This window comes from Streptomyces sp. T028, assembly GCF_048159505.1.
Taxonomy (GTDB): Bacteria; Actinomycetota; Actinomycetes; order Streptomycetales; family Streptomycetaceae; genus Streptomyces.
In genome coordinates, this window is record NZ_JBLRVZ010000017.1 from 1 (window position 1) to 17647 (window position 17647).

Below are 17647 nucleotides of genomic sequence, written 5' to 3' on the forward strand. Positions count from 1 at the left end.
AGGGAGCATGCACCACCAGCGGATGCACGCCCCGGGCAGACACCCGCGCGTTCCGGGACGCTGCCCAGTTACACCACTCCACGGGACGCGATCGTCGCCGGTCGGTCGGCCGGTGACGAGACAAGGTGGGCTCTCAGAAGTTAGGGGGCTCAGAGGTGTCGCCGTGTTGGGTTGCGTCGCAGAAACGATGGCGTCTGAGGGGGCACTGACCTGCCGTCAATGTTCTCTTGTCTCTGCGCTTTCTTAGCACGCATCTGGTACACGAGAGGGAAGGTAAGCTCGAGGGCTATGACTTCGACTCCGCGAACGCGCTTCTCAATCCGGGTCGGCCTGACTCGGGATGTCGACGACGACGCTCCGTACGACGGTGTTCCGGATCATCTTGTTGAGCCTCTTCAACATTGGGTCCGAGGAAACGCCAACACGGGTGACAACGATCTGTCTAGGGTGGTGTGCCTAAGGTTGCGCATTCCGGTGTCTTCCAACAGCACTCCGCTACGCGAAGTGACCTCCGTCCAAGGGGCTATGCTGCTCGATGTGGTGGACGCCGTTCTAGCTGTGCGAGCCGAGAATGGCTGGTACGGCGATCCGGGTGACCAACTAGCTAAAATCCTCACTGATGGCGGTTCGGCGTATCGGGTCAATGATCAACGGAACGGGCTCGAAGAGACCATCGACCCAACGGTGCGGGATGCAGTGAAGCAGGCCATCAGCACGGCAACTCAAGCGCAAAATTCTGGCTCCGCTGCTGACCATCTGGCCACGGCGTGGAGGGCTGCATACGGCCGCCAGCCTGCCCCTGGGCGGGCATACAGTGAGGCCATTAAGGCGGCTGAGGCAGCCGCACACGACACGATCGAGCCGAGAAATGCAAAGGCAACCCTCGGTACCATGCTTGGCGTTATCCGCAACCTGCCGTTGAAGTTCGATACAACACTATCTACGCCGGCAGGTAGGGATCCAATTTCACCTATTGAGGCCATGATGAGGGCCCTTTGGGAAGGGCAGACCTCTCGGCACGGCGCAAGGACTACTACGGTGCCGGAGACGCTTGAGGCTGCTCGCGCGGGCGTACATATTGCCGCAAGCATCGTCCAACTATTTACGTCTGGAGCCGTAACCAGACGGCCCTAGCCGCTGAACAGTAGAGGTCATTTACTGATCTCAGTAAATGACCTCAAGCTCCGCCTCCCGCTTGCTTACGAGAAGGGGAGATTCAGGGCATACGTGAGGCCCGTGTGAAGCACCCATGGGCCACGACGGTCAAATGCTGCCGTATTGCGGCGATGGTAGAACTGGACATAACCTCTGTCTGCTCGATAATTCCCGATAGCTCCCTGCAGGAAAAGATACTCTCCGAATTCACTCAGCGGGATTTTGTCGGAGAGGTCGGCTTCAGAGAGTGCTTGAGTCAAATCACTCTTGTCGAAGATGCGCGATGGCAGGCAAGACAGAACCTGTTCGAGACGCTTGGTCGCTTCCCCTGGAAGGAGCCCTACGGATTCAGACTTGATTTCATGTAGAAGATGATTGTTGGCGAAACTGTCTGCTGCCGCCCGAAGTTGTTCGCCGGTCAAAGGTCGATATACCTTAGCGCGGGACTGGATCGACCGGAAAAGCTCCGTCATGTCACGAGGTGTGTACCGCGTAAAATCGAGAATGTATTTTGGCGCACTGATCGGTCTATCGGCACCCACATAAACATAATCGGGGAGCAGAGTCAGAAGCTGATCCCGATCAATTTCAGCCTTTCGTGCTAGATAGTCCCAGAGCAGAACTTCCCGGAAGTCTTGAAGCTCGGCACCCCAGTCCATGTGAATTCCACTGTCAGCCGCAATCTTGGGGGCATCGGCAAAATCGACCCGCCGAAAAACATCACTCCTGCACATGATCATTAGGTAGACGTTCCGGTTCCCTGCCGTGAGAAATTTCCGAGTAACTTTGTCCCCTACTCGAATTAGTGCTGCCAGAGTTCTCCAGTAGGCGTCGTTGTCCCCGATGGCTTTATCGAGTCCGTCGATTGCCAGGAGGTGACGATTCGGGGTCTTGGCGCTAGCGATCATGTTGATGATCGCATCTCCCAGTTGGCCAGGACTTACAATGTCAGAGTCCCTCGCGGTCACGTCGTAGGAGGCGTAAGGGATCTTGACGCCCCCCTTCCTTTCCCTTACGCGGCGAAGGACCTGAGGGTAATCATCTGAAGCAAGACCCGCCTTACGGAGCTCAGAAACAAACTGCAGAACCTTTGGATCCTGGCTGAGACTGCAAGCATTATCGCCAATCAGGGAGTCAAGAAGCCGGACTCCCAAGAATAGCTTCCAAGCAGCATCCGTTAGAGTTGATACCTCGTCAGATACAAGTTTCTTGTCGATTGACGGTAGTGGACTCTGGGTTCGGTTTAGTTCATCGAAGTCAACAAGGCTGAAGAAGACCGATTCGTTTCCGAAGCGCCTCTTCCAATCGAGTTCGACATAGTAGGCGGCGGCACTCTTGCCTGACCCTTTTGGCCCCAGGATGAGGAACTTTTCGTGCTCCAGCACAAGCTCGGAGAGGTTCCAGCGATCAAGGTATGTCCTCCAAAATCTATCGGGATTTGTGGGGACTTCGCTTTCAGCCGCTGCCTTGCCGAAATAGAGTCTTGTGATGTCGATGTCCATTAGCACCCCCGAAGTGACAGAGTCCTGTGTGCTGCTACCTACAACTCTAGAGGCTCCGTCTCGGTAACTGCCGAACAATGGCAGCAGCAGGGCGTGCTGCCAGGACGGCGTGAGGCGCAGAGGGAGTTGGCCAGTGGCCTGCCCAGGCTGGGGCCAGCGATGAAGCTCCCGGCCGCGAGGCACTCTTCTCACGGTGGCAGATCGCTCAGAGCGCGGCATGGGCGCCGGCCGGGCTGGAGCGGGACGGAGGCAGGAGCGCAGGCCCGGCCGGGGGCCGGGCCGCGCGCGGTGAGCGGAGCGAGCCGCCTTGAACCCGTGAAGAAGGTTGTTACTCAGTCGGGCTCCGACACGGGCTCCTGGGGCGTGTCCGGTCCCGGGTGAGGCTTGAAGTCGTATGCGCACGTGGGGAGTTCTGCGCCGTGGCGGTGTGCGAGTGGCAGGAAGGTTGCCGGTCGGACTGTCCAGGTGATGCGCGTGTTGGCGTGGGTGATGGACACGGTGAAGTGCTCGCGGCGCAGGAGGGCTCGTCTTGTGTCGATCCGTTGGTCGTAGAGCCGGTTCCAGGCTTCTTGGGAGGCGGCGGTGTCGAGTGCGGGTGAGATGGTGCGGAGGATTGTCGCCACCCAGTTGTTGGCCTCGACTGCGGAGTAGGCGTCGTAGGCCCCGAAGAGTGCCGGCGCCGACTGCCCGTCCAGGTTCTGTGTCCAGCATTCGCACCAGAAGCCGCGTCGGGGTTTTGTCATCGGCACCGGGGGCCTCCCGCCTGGGTGTTTGTGACGAACGCCGGGGTGACGGTGGATCCGCCAACGTTGCTGTGGGCCTGGTGGGTGTGTAGCTCGGGGGTCAAGAGCACGGTGCTGACTCCTGAAGGCTTGCCTGGACGCGGAGCTCGGCGGTGACGGTGCGGCCGGAGTCGTCGCCTTGGACCGTGACGCTCTCGGCGAGTGCGGCGACCATGCCGAGCCCGCGGCCGTGGGTGGCGTTGAGGGGCGGGTGCTGGACTTCGGGGACGGTCTTTGTGTGTCCGGAGTCGGTCACCGCGATCGTGACGGTCAGCTCCGAGACGGTGAGGGTGACGTGGAAGGAGCCGGCCGCCTCGCCACTGGCGGTGTGCGTGAGTGCGTTGGTGCCGAGTTCGCTCACGATCAGTGCGGCGTCTTCGGAGTGCGGGTGGCCGTTCAGCGTGGCACGGGTCCAGCTGCGCGCGGTGCTGAGTTCTTGGGGATCTCCGGGGAAGGTGCGTCGATGGGTGGGCATTGGGTCCTCCATGGCGGTGACCTGCTGCTTTCTGCGTCAGCTGTACCGACCGGCTGACACGGACCATGCAGAGCCGTACAATTAGTACTAGCACCGTACCGAATGTGCGCGTACTGGGAGTGCGGGTTCGTACTTTTCGTGCGGGCGGAGTGGCGCATAGCGTTCGCCGTGTGGTCTGGTGCCGACCTGGAAGCCATGGAAAGAGGACCGCGCATGTTCGGACTGATGGTGCGTTTCACCTGCAAGGACGAGGTGGCGGCGGCTGCCTTCGATGATCTGGTTGCGCGCACCGGGGAGCAGATCCGCGCGCATGAGCCCGGAACGGTGATCTACACCGTGCACCGTGTTGACGGCCGTCCTTTGCAGCGCGTGTTCTACGAGCTCTACCGGGACGAAGAGGCCTTCGAGGTGCACGAGTCGAAGGACTACGTGCGGGCCTTCCTCTCCGAGCGGGACCAGTACCTCTCCGGTACGGAGGTCGACCGATTGGACTTCGTGTCCGGCAAGGGGGTGGACGTTGAGCAGTGAGTATCAGAAGGCGCTCGGCCGCAAGATCGCCTTCAACCGCAAGCGCCGGGGGCTGTCGCAAAAAGAGTTCGCCGGCCTGCTGGGACGCTCGGAAGCATGGGTGTCCCAGGTGGAGCGGGGCGTACGTCGTATTGACCGGATGACCGTGCTGGAGAAGGTCGCCGACGTTCTTGAGCTACCTATTGCCGAGTTGGCGGCGGAGGCGCCCATCGTGGCGTCGGTGACAGAAGGCGAGCCGCCCGGTGCGAGTCGGCTCCGGCTGGTGCTGAGTGCCGCCCATTCGCTGAAGGCGGTCCTCGGCCACCAGACCGCATCCCCGGATGTGTCTGCCCTGCGCGCCGACGTCGACCGCGCTTGGTCACTGACGCACCAGGGCAACTACGCCGACCTGGCCGAGCTGCTCGAAGGGCTCGTTCCCCGGCTGGAGTCGGCCACCCGGTCGGTTCCGGAAGCGGAGCGTCCCGAGCTGTTTCGCCTTGTGGCCGTCATGTATCACACGTGCAGTGGCGCGCTGGCGAACATGGGTGAGCCCGAAGCGGTCTGGATCGCCGTTGATCGTGCCGTGGTCGCTGCGGAGCGGGCGAACGATCCGCTGTTGATGGCGGCCGGTGAGTTCCGTCTGTCTCTCGTCTTCCTCGGCGCGCGTCACTTCGAGCAGGCAGCCCAGGTGTCCGGGAGCGCGGCTGACGCTTTGCGGCCCCTGGCTGATTCCGGACAGGTCGAGGCGGTGGCACTGCGTGGTGCGCTGACGCTGCAACGATCGGTCGCCGCGGCCCGGTTGAACCTGGCGGATGAGGCGTACGGGTATCTCCGCGATGCTCGCGCGATGGCGGATCAGGTCGGCGACGGGCGCAATGACTACAACACCGAGTTCGGGCCGACCAACGTGAGCTTGCACGAGGTGGCCGTCGCGGTCGACCTGGGAGATGCCGGCGTTGCCCTGAGGGCCGCGCAGGGTGTTGCTGCGTCGGGTCTGTCGGCGGAACGGCAGACGCGTTTTCAGATTGATGTCGCCAGGGCCTATGCCCAGCGTCGCCAGCTTGCTGACGCGGTTTCGGCGCTGCTGCGGGCACGCGAACTGTCGCCCGAGATGGTGCGGGCCCTGCCGGTCGTGAAGCAACTCGTGACGGACCTACTGACCATGAGCCAGCCCCCCTCTGAGGAACTGCGAGCCCTGGCAGGAGAGTTGGGCGTACACGAAGTACGGACTGGCATGTAAAGCACTGGACAGCACTTGGAGTAGGGGTCCGTTCGGAAGACGGCGTTCCCGAGGGGCTGCCGCTGGGCGCCCCGGTCTCGCTGCCCGGCCTCGGGAGCGGGTGTGCAACGGCCAGCAGCGGCACGGCAACGCCTCCCGCGCGGTTGCGGTCGCGCGGGCGGCGCAGCCCGGCCGCCTTCCCGCGGCCCCTGCCCCCATCGGGACCCCGGCCTGATGTCGGACTGGACGACGTTACTGGAAGTAGGTGGTCTTCTTGACGGCCGGGGGTGGTCCGCCGCGGTCGGTACTCCGGTGCCCAGTCGCCGCAGTCGTTGATCGACAGCGCGGGCGGCTCAGGACGGCCGGCCGCCGAACTGCCAGCTGTGGACCTCGATGTCCGCGTACCGGTCCGGGGCCAGGACGGCGCGTGCCGTCTCCGGGTCCGGTGCCCGTACCAGTGCCGCCGTACCCAGCCAGGTGCTTCCGTCGTCGGACAGCAGAGGCCCGTAGGCGATCAGCTCGTCCTGGTCGGGCGGGAGGGTGACGTCGGCGGCCTCATCCGGGCGGCCCAGACCGAGCACCAGGAATCGGTTGCCACCGGTTCGCCCGCCGGGGAATTCCCACATCGTGCGCCCCAGCATGTTGTGCCACCGCCGCAGCAGTACGTCCCGGTACACACCGGCCTGGTAGCCCGGCTCATCGAAGGCGAACGCGCGGGCGGCTGCCGGGGTGGCCAGGTCGACGACATGCACACTGCCGGTGGGCACCCCGTCGGTGGCGGAAAGCGTCGGCCCGCGGGCGATCATCTCCGACGCATACCGATCCATGTATGACCAGTGCTGCTCGACCAGCTCTTGGCGCAGCGCCAGCGAGCGGGGCCGGTCCCGGTGGTAGCAGAAGAACTCCATGCCCGGCAGTCTTCCGGCCTCGGGATCCCCGGTACAGCGGTTATCGGCGGGACCGATCTCGACGCGCGGTGCGGTGACCGGTCAGCAGTCGATGTCGGCCGATCCCCCGCCGAGGACCGGATCGGTGACGGTGCCGTTGATCCGGAGAAGGCCGCTGTCGCGCCCCCAGGCCAGTTCGTACCTGCCCGCGTCGACGGGCCGGTCGCCGTCGTCGACCGTCCAGGATCCCGCCGTGCCCAGGGCCAGGCCGGTGCGCCCCACCGCGTAGGCCTCGCCGCCGCTGGCCATGAGGAAGGACGTCTCCCGCACCACGGCCGTGCAGCCCCCTGGCCCCGCAGGGGTCAGCACGTGGTACTTCGCGTCCGAGATCACGTCGCCCAGCGCTCCCGCCGTGATGCCGAGCACTGCCGTGCCGATCAGCAGACGGCCGACCGGCTGTGCCCATCCGGCTCGTTTCCGCGCGAGCCCCGGAGCAGCCTCCGGGCGGCCCACCCGGGTGAGGGTCCCTCGGAGTACGAGCGCCATGGCCAGGAGAGCCGCGCTCACGCCCCAGCCGGGGACCACCCGCCCCTGCACGACCAGCAGGAGGCTGCTCCAGCTCGCCACGGCGGCGAGCGCCGGACTCCCGGTGCCCGCTGCCGTGGAGACGGCGGGCGACAACCTCGTGCGGTGCTGTGCGGATCCTTCGGTCATGGCGGGTACGACGGTCCGCCCGCGCCGACAGTTGCACCGAGAGCCCACGACGGCCGTTCACGGCTCGGCTACTCTCGGCGCCACCGACGATCGCTCTGCGATCCAGTCGCATCCGAACCGCCACTCGGGAGACGCCACCCCATGCACACGCCGCCGTCGCCATCCGGAGCGGAGCGGACCGACTCGTCAGCGGTCCGGATCGGCGCTCTCGTTCCGCTGACCCGGCCCGGCTGGACCGAGGCGGGTCGGCACCTGCTCGCCGGGCTCGAGCTCGCCATTCGCGAGGTCAATGACGGCGGCGGGATCGCCGGAAGGCCGCTCGAACTGGTGGTCCGGGACACCGCGGCTGATCCGCAGAGGGCCGCGGCGGCCGTGGATGAACTGGCTCGACTCGGTGTGGCCGCCCTGGCAGGGGAATATCACAGCGTCGTCGCTCGCGCCGTTGCCGCCAGGGCCGACGCCCTCGGCCTGCCGTTCCTCTGCTCGTCGGCGGTTCTCGACGCGCTCACCGAACAGCCGACGGAATGGGTCGCACGCCTCGCCCCCGCGCAGTCCCACGGCTGGCGGATCTACGCGGACTTCGTCCTCGGCGCGGGCCACCGTCGCATCGCCGTGGCGGCCGCGTCGAGTGTCTACTGGGCGTCCGGGGTCCGCATTCTGCGGGACCGCCTCGCTCCGTGCGGCGGCACCGTCGTCGAACTCGACATGGACGCGCTCGCCTCCGCGGCGGTGTGCGACCTGCTCGTCGAGCATCGCGCGACGGCCCTCCTTCTTCTGGTCGGCCACCCGGAGCCGGCGGTGTCGATCGTCCGGTCCGTCCGGCGCGACCAGCGCCTCGCCGAGATCCTGATCGGTGCTCCTGCCGGGCAGCCGGAGTTCTCCGAATGGGCGACGCTGCTGGGCGACGACGGTGCCGCGATCCCGTTCCTGCGTTATCTGCCGGAGCGCCTCGGCCCACTTGGCGCACGCGTCGAGGCGGCCCTCCGTGAGCGGCTGGCAGAAGCGCCCTCCTTCGTCGCCTTCGAGGGTTACGACACGGTCGCCGTCCTCGCCGATGTGCTCCGTTCCCACGGCACGGACCGGGCGCGCACAGCCGAGTCCTGGCCGCGCGTCGCGGTCGAGGGCACCCGCGGACCGATCCGCTTCTCCCGCCCGCCGGGTATCGGCGTCTGGCAATGGGTCTGGACGCCGGTCCAGGTCGTCGACCGAGATCCGGCGGAGCCGGATCGCTTCCGGATCCTCCACACCGGCTGAGAGAACCCGGCGGCCCGGCTGAGGGCGTGCGGCACGCGCGGGTCGATGAGCCACCGGTCGTGGATTGGCCCGCGACCCGGGCGGGGCGGGCTGGGAGACTGCGTGTGCCGTTCCGTACCTGGTGTGAGGAGATGCCGTGCAGGTTGCCGTGGTCACCTTTGACGGGTTCAACGAGTTGGACAGCTTTGTCGCCTCCGCGCTGGTCAATCGGTGTCGGAGCGATGGGCTGGAGGCGTTCATCACCACGCCGACGCCGGTGGTCACCTCCATGAACGGGGTCGAGGTGAGGGGGCAGCGGCCGTTGGAGTTCGTGGCGGACGCGGATGTCGTGCTGATCGGCAGCGGGGTGAAGGCGCGGGAGGTGGTCGCCGACGACCGGATGCTTTCTCGGCTGCCGGTCGATCCCTCCCGGCAGTTGGTCGGTGCTCAGTGCTCCGGTGCTCTGGTGCTCGCCCGGCTCGGGCTGCTGGACGGGATGCCGGCCTGTACGGACAGCAAGAGCCGGCCGTTCGTCGAGGCCTGCGGGGTCACCGTGCTGGACGTTCCCTTCCACGCCGAGGGGAACATCGCCACGGCGGGCGGGTGTCTGGCCTCGCAGTACCTCGCCACGTGGGTGATCAGCAGGACGGTCGGGGAGGACGCCGCTCGTGGCGTCCTCGACTATGTCGCCCCCGTCGGGGAGAACCAGGAGACCGTCGAGCGCGCCCTGCGTGCCGTCCGCGTCGGTACGCGGGCCGCCGCGTCGCGCTGACGTCCGGCCGTCAGGTGCGGGGGCGGCCTCCTCGGTGCCTCAGCCGTTCTCCTTGCGGCCCACCAGCAGCAGCGCCGCCCCGCCGATCACCACCAGGCCGATGGCCGTGCCCGCGATGATCGGGGTGGCGCTGGAGCCGCCCGTCTCGGCGAGGTTCGTGTCGTCGGTGGCGGTGGTGCCGCCGACGGTGGCCGGGCTCGGGTCGCTGAGGGTCTGGGTGGTCAGGTCGGAGGTCTCCGCGGTCTGGGTCCGGCAGTCCAGGAGGCCGGTGAAGCGGGTCTGGGCGCCCTGGAGGCCGGTGATCGTGAAGTCGTAGGGCTGGTCCTCCTGCAGCGGGATCGTCACCGTCCGGGACGTGCCCGCCGGGATGGTGTACTCGGCGCCCATCAGTTCGAAGGTGAAGGCCTCGTCGCCCTGGTTCGCCACGGTGATGTCCAGGCCGCTCTTGGCACAGTTCTTCGCCGCCGACAGGGCCGGTACGGCACCCTGCTCCGCCCAGGTCGCGCTCGCCGTCGCCGACACGGTCGACTCGCTGGAGCCGGCGAGGATCTGCGTCTGGCTGCGGCTCTCGGAGGTGAAGGCGCGCCCGACGGGGATGGTCGTGGACGCCTGGACCGTCAGCTCGGCGGAGCCCGGCTCGGCGTCGGCGGGGACGTCGAAGAACAGCTCGCTGCCGCTGCGCGCGACCGTGACCGGCTCGCCGTCCTTGCCGACGATCCGCACCCCGGTTTTGCCGGCGTCCAGCGGCGGCGTCACCGTCACCGAGCTCGCGTCGGTCCGCACCGTCACCGGCCCGATCAGCTCACCGGGGTGGCCGGAGACGGCCGGCGCGTCGAGTGCCAGGGACGCCTCCGGCTCGGCCACGTCACGGGCGGCCCTCTGCAGGTAGTCCGCGAGCTGCTCGGCCTGCGGGTCGACGGCGTCGACGTCCGCGTCGTCCGAGGAGCGCCAGATCGCCACCTGGGTGCCGGCCGCCGCGTCCTGCTCGGTGAGTCCGCCGGCGATGCCGGCCTTCGTCGCCAGCGAGGCCAGGTCGTTGACCTGGGGGTAGGAGTTCTGCAGGATCCAGCGGATCCGGCCCGCGTCGCCGCCCGCGCCCAGCGAGGTGCCGCTCCACGGCGTCTCGTGGTACTTGGCGTCCCGCTGGGTGGGGTTGTGCAGGTCGACGCAGTAGGTCTGCAGGGTGCCGCCGCCGTCGACGGACATCTCGAACAGGCCCGCCGAGATCTCCTGGTCCCCGCTGTCGTCGTGGAGCACGGCGGCGCCGTACGTCTTGAGGCCGCCCATGGTCGCGGTGGCTCCGCCCTGGGCCTGCGTGGTCTCCTCGGCGGCGGCCGGGCCCGCGGAGGCGAGCATGCCCGCGGCGGCGACGAGTCCGGAGACCAGCGCCGACGCGGCGAGGCGGGCAGCACCCCGCCGGCGCGCGAACGGCGCGGAGAACGAAGAAATCAACGCAATTCCCCTTCGAGCAGGACTCGTTGACCCGGGGGGTACGGTCCCGCCGGCGGAATCAGAAGCCCCGTGAGCCACGATCGGCATCCTAGAGACGCCCGCGCACCCGGTTTCCCGGTCAGTCATCGGATGGACGATCCGACTCGGAATCGTTATCCCCAAGATCGCCAACTGGCGGGCCGCGAACGGCGCTTATCGACAAATCCACCGGGCAACGCGGATGGATCCGCCGATAAGCCCCCCACCGGTCAGCTCGGGGCACCGCCCGACCTCACGGCACCCGCCAACACGTCACCCGACCTCACGTCACCGCCACTGGTTCACGCGCCTGTTGGGCTTCCCGCTCGCCGGAGTCCGCCGTCGGCGCGGGCGTCTCCCAGTCGGGTTCGGGCTGCGCGGGTGCGCCGACCGCGATCGGCTCGGTCCTGGCCGAGCGCCGGAACGCGGAGGTGCCGCGCGCGATGTCGTGGCCGATCGACACCGCGTCGATGTCGGCCGAGGTCCAGGCCTGCTGTCCCTCCCGGGTCTCCGTGCGGACCTTGAGCCTGCCCTGCACGATCACCGGATCGCCGACGTTCAGCGAGGCCTGCGCGTTCACCGCCAGCTGCCGGTTGGCCCACACCGTGAAGAAGTTGGTGTGCCCGTCGGTCCAGGTGCTCTTCGCGCGGTCCCAGTAGCGGGCGGTCACCGCCAGCCGGAACCTCACCGACGGTCCCGCCGCCAGCTCCCGGTAGACCGGCTGCGTCGCCACGTTGCCCACCGCGCACACGATCGTCTCGTTCATGTCGTTCGAACCCCTCCCGTAGCCCGGCCGTTCCGCCGGGCGGACACACGTACGGGCCCGTCCCGTACGGCTGCGGTCACCGCGCCGACCGCGTCCGTCGCGATCGCCGCACCGCCAGACTGCCGCCGCCGGTCCGAGCCCGCCGGGCCCTGTGGACGACCACCCGCCTGTGGACAAATCCACCACCCGGACGAGTGAGCCACGAAGATCCACTTGTGAATCACTCGCCCCGCCCGTGCATCACACGCGCCGCCTGTGCATCACACGGCAACCTGTGCATCACACGCCCCATCTGTGCATCACTCCCCCAGCCTGTGCATCACTCCCCGCCCCCACGCTCGAGGTCAGCGCACCCCCACCCCCACCACCTTCCCGTACTGCTCCCGCACCTCCCGGTACCGCAGCAGCTCCGCCGCCAGGGGGTCCAGGACCCGGGCCCGGCCGCAGCCCGCGGCGGCGTCCCGCAGGCGCCGTTCCGCGTCCTGCCCGTACCGTCGGGCCGGGCCCCGGGCCGCCATCCGGCAGCTCCACTCCACGAGCGGCCCGCCGACGATCCCGGCCACCATCAGCAGCACCGGCACGCCCAGGTTCGGGTCCATGACCCCGGCGATCTGCCCCACCAGCCACAGCCCGCCCACGATCTGAAGAAGCGTCATGGCCGCCTGCGCCAGCACGGCCACCGGCCACCACCCCGGCCGCGGCGGGCGCCCCGGTGGCAGTCCGGCCCGTGCGGCCAGCTCGTCCAGCGCCTCCGGAAGCCCCTGGGAGCCGCGTACGGCCGCCTCGCGCACCGCCTGGGCCCAGGGCGCGGGCAGCCCGGCCGAGGCCCGTTCGGACACCGTCCGCACCGCCTGTTCGACGCGCTGGCGGGCCGTGGCCTCCTCGTCGGCCTGGGTGCGGGCCGGGAACCGGCCGGTGACGGGGTCCGCGCTGTCCTGGCACCATCGCCACAGCCGCAGCCACGGTGTGCCGCACGCGCGGCCCGCGTTGCGCAGCCAGGCGCGTTCGGCGGCCTCGCCCGCCGCGGTGGCCCCCACCGCGTCCGCGAGCCGGTCGGCGAACTCGTCCCGCGCCTCCTCGCTGAGCCCGGTGCGCTGCCCGGTGACGTAGACGGGCCGCAGCCGGGCCGCGGTACCGTCCACGTCGGCCGAGACCCGGCGGCCCGCCGCGCGGCGCTCCCTGACGAACTGGCCGAGCAGCTCGCGCAGTTCGCCGACGCCGTCCCCGGTGAGCGCGGACATCGCGAGCACGGTGGCGCCCGGTTCGCCGTACTCGCCGAGGGCGATGCCGTCGTCGTCGAGCAGCCGGCGCAGATCGTCGAGGACCAGGTCCGCGGCCTCGCCGGGCAGCCGGTCGACCTGGTTGAGGACGACGAACATCACCTCGGCGTGGCCCGCCAGGGGCCGCAGATACCGCTCGTGGAGCATCGCGTCGGCGTACTTCTCGGGGTCCACCACCCAGACGACCGCGTCGACGAGCTTCAGGATGCGGTCGACCTGCTGGCGGTGCTGTACGGCGGCGGAGTCGTGGTCGGGCAGGTCGATCAGGACGAGTCCCCGCAGCTGTGCCTCGGCCTCCGCGTTCTGCGCCGGCCGTCTGCGCAGCCGGCCCGGGATGCCGAGGCGGTCGATGAGGCTCGCGGCGCCGTCGCTCCAGCTGCACGCGATGGGCGCGGCGGTCGTCGGGCGCCGTACGCCGGTCTCCGAGATGGGCACCCCGGCGAGTACGTTGAACAGCTGGGACTTTCCGCTGCCGGTGGCGCCCGCGAGGGCGACGACGGTGTGCTGTCCGGAGAGCTTGCGCCGCGCCGCCGCCTCGTCGAGCACCTGGCCGGCCTCGGCGAGCGTCCTGTTGTCGAGGCGGGTGCGGGAGAGGCCCACGAGTTCGCGCAGCGCGTCGAGCCGGGAGCGCAGGGGGCCGTCGTAGACGGGCGGGGCGGGTGCCGGGGCGCCGGCGGCGCGGACGGTCTTCACCGGGGCGGCCTGCTCGCCGGCGGGACCCTCGTTCACCCGGCGCGCGATGAGCCCGTCGTCCCAGGCGCCGACCGCTTCGGCGACGGGGTCCGTACGGTCTGTACGGCCTTCCGTACGGCCTTTCTCAGCAGCCGGGGTATCGCCCGCAGGAGCGTCGTTCACACCCTCCCCGCCCCGACCACCGCCGCCACACCCCCTGTCGGCAGTGTGATCCGAGTGGCCGGAGTGATCCGAGTGGTCCGTGTGGTCCTCGTCAGTGACGGCGGTCACCGGTCACCTCTCCTTCTGCAGTACGGACAGCGCGGCGATGAGTTCGGCCTGGGGTTCGGCGTGGACGTCGAGTCCGTCGAGGGGGGCGAGGCGGCGCTCGCGTTCGCTGTGCAGGACGCGGTCCAGGTGTTCGGTGAGCAGCCGGCCGCCGCGGTCGCGCAGGCGCAGCGCGCCGTGTGCGCCGAGCCGTTCGGCGAGGCCCTCGCCCGCGGTGCGGGCCCGGCGCCCGCCGAGCAGGGCGGTGGCGACGAGGGCGGCGACCGCCTCGGGGTCGGGTGCGGTTCCTCGTTCCAGGGCGCGTACCTCGTCCTCCGCGTACTCCTCCAGCTCGCGCCGCCACCGTCGTACGGCCATCCCGATACGGTGTTCGGCGTGTTCCGGGGTGGACTCGGCGTCGGTCAGGGCCGGTGCGGCGGAGGCCGGTTCGCGGCGCCAGGCCTCGACGACGCGTTCGTCGGCGGCGGTGACGGCGCACAGCAGGAGGGTGGCCAGGCTCTCCGTGAGGGCGTCGAGGAGTTCGCCCGCGGTGCAGTCCAGGGGGAAGGCCCGCCAGCGCTTGAGGGCGTCCCCGGCGAGGACGGCGCCGTTCTGCAGCCGGCCCCGCACGCGCGCGTACTCGCTGTCGTACGCCTTCTCCACGGCGGTGGTGAGCCGCAGGGCGGCCGCGTACTGCGCGGCGGCGGCGCCGGCGAGTTCGGGCATCCGGGACCTGAGGGAGTCGAGGACCCCGTGGGCGGTGCGGGCGAGGGCGTGGTGGCGGGCGCCGGGGTCCTGGGTGTGGTGGACGAGCCAGGTCCGCAGCGGGGCCACGGCGGTCGCCGGGAGCAGCCCGCCGCCCCAAGCGGACTCGGGGAGCTCGGGGACGGTGAAGCGGGGTACGTCGCCCAGTCCGGCCTTGGTGAGCAGGGCGCCGTACTGCCGGGACACCTCGGCGACGACCTGGTGGGGCACGCGGTCCAGGACGGTGATGAGGGTCGCGTCGTACTCCTTGGCGGTGCGCAGCAGATGCCAGGGCACGGCGTCGGCGTAGCGGGCGGCCGTGGTGACCATGACCCAGATGTCGGCGGCGCAGATCAGTTCGGCGGCGAGGACGCGGTTGTCGGCGATGAGGGAGTCGATGTCGGGGGCGTCGAGGAGGGCGAGGCCGGGCGGGAGGGTCTCGGCGGTCTCGATGCGCAGGACGCGCCGGCCGTCCTCGCCAGGCGGCAACAGGTCGTCCGCGGACTCCTGATGGGGCACCCACACGCGCGTGAGGCCGGGCAGGACGCGCATACCGCTGAACCAGTGATGGTCCTCCGGATGGCAGACCAGCACCGGGGTCCGGGTCGTCGGCCGCAGCACGCCCGCCTCGCTGACGCGCCGCCCCACCAGGGAGTTGACGAGAGTCGACTTGCCCGAGCCCGTGGAACCGCCCACGACGGCCAGGAGCGGTGCTTCGGGCTGTCTGAGGCGGGGCACCAGGTAGTCGTCGAGCTGGGCGAGCAGTTCGTCGCGGTTGGCACGCGCGCGTGGCGCCCCCGCCAGGGGCAGCGGGAAGCGAGCGGCGGCGACACGGTCGCGCAGGGCGGAAAGTGCGTCGAGCAGCTGAGGCCGTACGTCCAAGGTCACCACATGCGAAGAATGCCCAATTTCGGGGGATTTATGAAGCATATAGGCATGTCTGCGTGCCGATAGGACACAAGGGACGGAAGGGACGACTGGGACACAGGCACAGCCCAGGCATAACGAGTGCACAACACCCGGGTCGCGAGACGCCAAAAGCGGTGCACGATTCGCACCTGCCTGCGATTATCAGGACCGCTTCACCGAACCTCCACATTGAGCCACGGAGGCGAAGCAACCAGGACAAGGAACCGGGAGCCCTATCCTTGTCCCCGGCAACGTCACGGATCAGCCCACACCCGGGCAGCACGTACGAGGCCACCCCACCCGGCCCCCGTAGCTCAGTGGATAGAGCAGGCGCCTTCTAAGCGCTTGGCCGCAGGTTCGAGTCCTGCCGGGGGCGCAAGTCTCCGCCCTCCCTCTGGGAGGGCATTTTTGCTGTTCAGAGCACGTTTCACTCCTCATGGCGAAGCCCCGGGCACTCCCCCTCGGCGAGACGCCTCAGCCCGCATCGGGCGGCTCGGGAAGGTCCCCCGCCGCCTCCAGCCGCCTTTTCAGGTCAGGAAGCTGTCCCTCGACGCACCGGGCATATGGGGCCAGCAGCACCGGCACGCTGTTCCCGGCCCATTCCGCCACCTGGGCGGGCGGAATTCCGTCATTGAGCCACTTCGTGAGGCGCGTGTGCCGGTTGTCGTACACCCGCCTCCCCGTGGGCACCTCGAAGACGTGCTGGGGCAGGACGGCCTTGCGCGCGCTCCGCCACGCCCTGCGGATGACCGAACCCGCGAGTATGCCGCCCTTCTCCAGCGCGGCCACCGTTGAATCGACCCGCCGGACCAGGGCACGGCCGTCCCTTCGGACTGCATAAGCGGATCGGCCGTCAGCCAAGAGTTCCATCATTGGACGGCGATATTTGGCATATGACCTCCTCGCGAAGGCAAGCGTGATCGAATCCAGCGTCCGAACCTCGACGTTTTCGCCGGGACCGTTCTCCTGGTCGCGGAGCAGCTCGCAACGCAGCGTGATCCGATCAGCGAGGCCCTCACCGCGTACGGCCCGCTCGATCCCATCCACGTATCAGTCACGCGACCGCGGTAGGACGCGATTCGTCCTGTTCATGTGCTACTCAGCCGGCAAGCCGGAGGACAGCACCCGAGAAGTGGCAGCATGCTCCGCACACACAGCCCACCAGCTCTCGCAGCCAGTGTCCGCGACGCGAACACTCCACATTGCAGGGCTAGGGCATGGCGCAGCCCAGGAACACTCGCCCCGCGCAGATGCTGTGTCAGCCTGATGGTGGCTTGCCTCCCACGGGCCCAACCACTGAAGCTCCATGCCGCATAGTGAAGCGGAAGTTCGACCAGCCCCGCTACACCTGTGCTAGACCGTGCGGGAGCGGTGAGGGTAGCGGAGACGGGCCAGGTCCGCCCGACGTGACGTAGCAGGGAGAGGGATCCGATTTCGTGCTCAAGTCCCTCTCCCAGCGCGGGTTGGAAAGGAGCCTGCCTCGCTACCCGCGAGCAGCCCAACGGGTCGCCCTTCCGCGCGGACATGAAGGCCGTTGGCAGGCAAGGGGATTGAGAGAGCCGGACCGATGCCAAGGTGCCGGCACCGGCGGAGATCGCGGCGCGGCTCGGGATCGCCGAAGGGGATCTGTGCGTGCGAACGGCGTATGAGTTCCTTGCCGACGCCAGGCCGGTGCAATTCTCGACGAGCTGGGAGCCGTACGACCTCACAGCCAGCACTCTTGCCGTCCTCCCCGAGGGAGGGCCGCACGCCGGGGCAGGTGTCGTGAACCGTATCGTCGTGCCCGCCGCTCGCTGCGAGCCGGTCTACGAGATCTCGATCAACCGCTAGTCGCGCTCGGGCCAGATGAGGCCCTGATCGGTCCAGATGACACCCTTGTTGCGGCAGAGGCAGAAGGGGTGGCCGATGGGGTCGGCGTAGACGCGGAAGCCGTAGCCGTCGGGGCCGATGCAGTCCCGCTGCAGGGTCGCGCCGAGGGCCAGGACGCGGCGCTGTTCGGCCTCGATGTCGTCGACCTCGAAGTCGAGGTGGAACTGCTTGGGGTGCTCGCTGTCGGGCCACTGCGGGGCGCGGTAGTCCTCTACCTGGATGAAGGCCAGTTCGATCTCGCCGAACTGGATACCGGCCCAGTTCTCGTTACTGCCCTCCTTCACCGGGAGCCCCATCACCTCGGAGTAGAAGGCTGCCAGCTTCATCGTGTCCGGGCAATCGATGATGAAGTCGGTTAGTCGTAGCATCCCGCGATCTTGCCACAAGATCAAATGAGCCGGACTTTGAGACAGGCTCCGGCGGA

General features: G+C 68.5%; 15 protein-coding genes, 1 tRNA gene and 1 pseudogene. 6 read left to right on the plus strand and 11 right to left on the minus strand.

The features are described from left to right. Positions 1 to 1199 precede the first annotated feature (1199 nt). The 3 genes from ACLZN2_RS17130 to ACLZN2_RS17140 all read right to left on the minus strand — a co-directional run bounded on the left by ACLZN2_RS17130 (position 1200) and on the right by ACLZN2_RS17140 (position 3914). On the minus strand, positions 1200 to 2657 hold the full coding sequence (locus tag ACLZN2_RS17130; protein ID WP_416979337.1) for a P-loop ATPase, Sll1717 family: 1458 nt from the start codon (positions 2655 to 2657) through the stop codon (positions 1200 to 1202). Positions 2658 to 2989: 332 nt separating this feature from the next. Next, on the minus strand, positions 2990 to 3400 hold the full coding sequence (locus tag ACLZN2_RS17135) for a hypothetical protein (RefSeq protein WP_416979338.1): 411 nt from the start codon (positions 3398 to 3400) through the stop codon (positions 2990 to 2992). Between the two features lie 100 nt (positions 3401 to 3500). After that, entirely contained in the window at positions 3501 to 3914 is a 414-nt protein-coding gene (locus ACLZN2_RS17140) for an ATP-binding protein (RefSeq protein WP_416979339.1), read from the minus strand. A 213-nt stretch (positions 3915 to 4127) separates the two neighbouring features. Between ACLZN2_RS17140 and ACLZN2_RS17145 the strand changes: the two genes are divergently transcribed. Both ACLZN2_RS17145 and ACLZN2_RS17150 read left to right on the plus strand, forming a co-directional pair. Continuing rightward, positions 4128 to 4442 (plus strand): putative quinol monooxygenase, encoded by a 315-nt coding sequence (locus ACLZN2_RS17145; RefSeq protein ID WP_416979340.1) that lies wholly within the window; start codon positions 4128 to 4130, stop codon positions 4440 to 4442. Continuing rightward, entirely contained in the window at positions 4432 to 5661 is a 1230-nt protein-coding gene (locus ACLZN2_RS17150) for a helix-turn-helix domain-containing protein (RefSeq protein WP_416979341.1), read from the plus strand. Before ACLZN2_RS17145 ends, ACLZN2_RS17150 begins: the two co-directional genes overlap by 11 nt. A gap of 332 nt (positions 5662 to 5993) precedes the next feature. Here the strand turns inward: ACLZN2_RS17150 and ACLZN2_RS17155 are convergent, their stop codons facing one another. Beyond that, positions 5994 to 6548 (minus strand): YciI family protein, encoded by a 555-nt coding sequence (locus tag ACLZN2_RS17155; protein ID WP_416979342.1) that lies wholly within the window; start codon positions 6546 to 6548, stop codon positions 5994 to 5996. A gap of 81 nt (positions 6549 to 6629) precedes the next feature. Beyond that, a complete protein-coding gene (locus ACLZN2_RS17160) occupies positions 6630 to 7241 on the minus strand; it encodes a hypothetical protein (protein ID WP_416979343.1) in 612 nt (203 codons plus the stop codon). A 141-nt stretch (positions 7242 to 7382) separates the two neighbouring features. Here ACLZN2_RS17160 and ACLZN2_RS17165 point away from each other — a divergent pair, with 141 nt between their 5' ends. Both ACLZN2_RS17165 and ACLZN2_RS17170 read left to right on the plus strand, forming a co-directional pair. After that, positions 7383 to 8495 carry an ABC transporter substrate-binding protein gene (locus ACLZN2_RS17165; protein WP_416979344.1) on the plus strand — a complete coding sequence of 371 codons (1113 nt, stop codon included), beginning with the start codon at positions 7383 to 7385 and terminating at the stop codon, positions 8493 to 8495. Positions 8496 to 8631: 136 nt separating this feature from the next. After that, positions 8632 to 9246 carry a DJ-1/PfpI family protein gene (locus ACLZN2_RS17170; protein WP_416979345.1) on the plus strand — a complete coding sequence of 205 codons (615 nt, stop codon included), beginning with the start codon at positions 8632 to 8634 and terminating at the stop codon, positions 9244 to 9246. 39 nt (positions 9247 to 9285) lie between these two features. Here the strand turns inward: ACLZN2_RS17170 and ACLZN2_RS17175 are convergent, their stop codons facing one another. The 4 genes from ACLZN2_RS17175 to ACLZN2_RS17190 form a co-directional block, all read right to left on the minus strand. Further along, complete coding sequence (locus ACLZN2_RS17175) at positions 9286 to 10698, minus strand: TQXA domain-containing protein (RefSeq protein WP_416979346.1); 1413 nt, start codon at positions 10696 to 10698, stop codon at positions 9286 to 9288. A gap of 301 nt (positions 10699 to 10999) precedes the next feature. Beyond that, positions 11000 to 11482: a single-stranded DNA-binding protein gene (locus ACLZN2_RS17180; protein ID WP_416979347.1), complete on the minus strand. Its 483-nt coding sequence runs from the start codon at positions 11480 to 11482 to the stop codon at positions 11000 to 11002. A 344-nt stretch (positions 11483 to 11826) separates the two neighbouring features. Beyond that, the gene (locus ACLZN2_RS17185) at positions 11827 to 13725 is read right to left on the minus strand and encodes a YfjP family GTPase (RefSeq protein ID WP_416979348.1); all 1899 of its coding nucleotides are present in this window, start codon (positions 13723 to 13725) and stop codon (positions 11827 to 11829) included. Between the two features lie 3 nt (positions 13726 to 13728). Further along, positions 13729 to 15336, minus strand: coding sequence for a dynamin family protein (locus ACLZN2_RS17190; RefSeq protein WP_416979349.1), 1608 nt, complete (start codon positions 15334 to 15336; stop codon positions 13729 to 13731). A 321-nt stretch (positions 15337 to 15657) separates the two neighbouring features. Here ACLZN2_RS17190 and ACLZN2_RS17195 point away from each other — a divergent pair. Further along, positions 15658 to 15730, plus strand: a tRNA-Arg gene (locus ACLZN2_RS17195). A 98-nt stretch (positions 15731 to 15828) separates the two neighbouring features. On the opposite strand, the gene ACLZN2_RS17200 is transcribed toward ACLZN2_RS17195, so the two are convergent. Further along, positions 15829 to 16401, minus strand: a complete 573-nt coding sequence (locus ACLZN2_RS17200; RefSeq protein WP_416979350.1) for a hypothetical protein — start codon at positions 16399 to 16401, stop codon at positions 15829 to 15831. A gap of 435 nt (positions 16402 to 16836) precedes the next feature. Between ACLZN2_RS17200 and ACLZN2_RS17205 the strand changes: the two are divergent. Continuing rightward, a pseudogene (locus ACLZN2_RS17205) lies at positions 16837 to 17184 on the plus strand (UTRA domain-containing protein); the annotation flags it as partial. Here ACLZN2_RS17205 and ACLZN2_RS17210 read toward each other — a convergent pair. After that, positions 17181 to 17591: a VOC family protein gene (locus tag ACLZN2_RS17210; RefSeq protein ID WP_416979351.1), complete on the minus strand. Its 411-nt coding sequence runs from the start codon at positions 17589 to 17591 to the stop codon at positions 17181 to 17183. The pseudogene ACLZN2_RS17205 and the gene ACLZN2_RS17210 overlap by 4 nt on opposite strands. Between the last annotated feature and the right edge of the window lie 56 nt (positions 17592 to 17647).